The sequence below is a fragment of the Candidatus Symbiopectobacterium sp. NZEC135 genome, from assembly GCF_025962695.1.
In genome coordinates, this window is the sequence record NZ_JAGFPF010000800.1 from 1 (window position 1) to 927 (window position 927).

Annotated in this window: 1 protein-coding gene and 1 pseudogene; one reads left to right on the forward strand and one right to left on the reverse strand. The window is 50.9% G+C overall.

Annotation, left to right across the window (positions count from 1 at the left end; genetic code table 11):
- Positions 1-411: pseudogene (locus tag J5224_RS30550) on the forward strand (hypothetical protein); the annotation flags it as partial.
- A gap of 105 nt (positions 412-516) precedes the next feature.
- On the opposite strand, the gene J5224_RS30555 reads toward J5224_RS30550, so the two are convergent.
- Complete coding sequence (locus J5224_RS30555) at positions 517-783, reverse strand: type VI secretion system PAAR protein (protein WP_264628790.1); 267 nt, start codon at positions 781-783, stop codon at positions 517-519.
- Between the last annotated feature and the right edge of the window lie 144 nt (positions 784-927).

Below are 927 nucleotides of genomic sequence, written 5' to 3' on the forward strand. Positions count from 1 at the left end.
GGCAGAATAGACTTCTATCTTGGTATTGCTACACCGGAAATATCCATGAACGAGTTCTTTATCGAAAATGCCATCAAGACCGAGTTTTGCATTATGGCACGACATGGACATCCGTTAGCGGGCAGCACCGCACTCAGCCAATTGCAAGGGTGTAAATGGTATTTCCCAAATGCCAGAACGGGATACTACAAGGAACTGGAGAAACATATTTTCCCCAATGGCAAGCAGGCTGACAGTCGCATCATTTATGGCGATTCTATGACGATTGGCGAGCAGTTGGTGACCAATGAGGATTATCTGTTTATTGGTCCCAAAGCGATTCTCATCGATCGTTCCTGTCAAAGAAACGCTGCCTGCTGCCGAGTATACGCTGATCTACAAACAGCAGTTGGGGCTAACCCCCTTGGCTAAAGAGCTGATGGACGAAATCAACGCAGCTTGTACCGCATTTCTCACCAACCCGGTGTAGTGCAATGTAGGCCCTTTTGCTCCGCAAAAAAGGGGTTCCAAAGTACATCAACCGATAGTGACACTTCCCCCGCCTATCAACACACCACCGCAGCCAACGGTGTCTCCGGTGCGCGCAGCGGGCTTGCCGTCGATAAAGACACTGGATGAACCGCTGCTGATGGTTCGACTGTGCCCGTGTGGAGAGAGAGGATCCCCCTGACGAGCCAATGGCAGACCATCAACCTTAACGGTTGATGATCCCGCCACGACTGATGTCGGCGGATGGCTACCGTGCCCGGTATCGTTATCACCTGTTTTTACTGCGTTACCCATTTCTCATCCCTCATTACCCTCTATCCCGAACTGTTTTATTTGACCGGGTGCTGATCGGTTCTTGGCTGCTTTGCGCGGTAGTCATCCATTATCGGGGCCCAGGCCATTCCCTGGGGTACCGGATATTGCTTAAATAATGCACCA

Excerpts from the sequence above, each read along its gene's own strand:
- J5224_RS30555 (WP_264628790.1), bottom strand. The coding sequence starts at position 783 with ATGGGTAACGCAGTAAAAACAGGTGATAACGATACCGGGCACGGTAGC.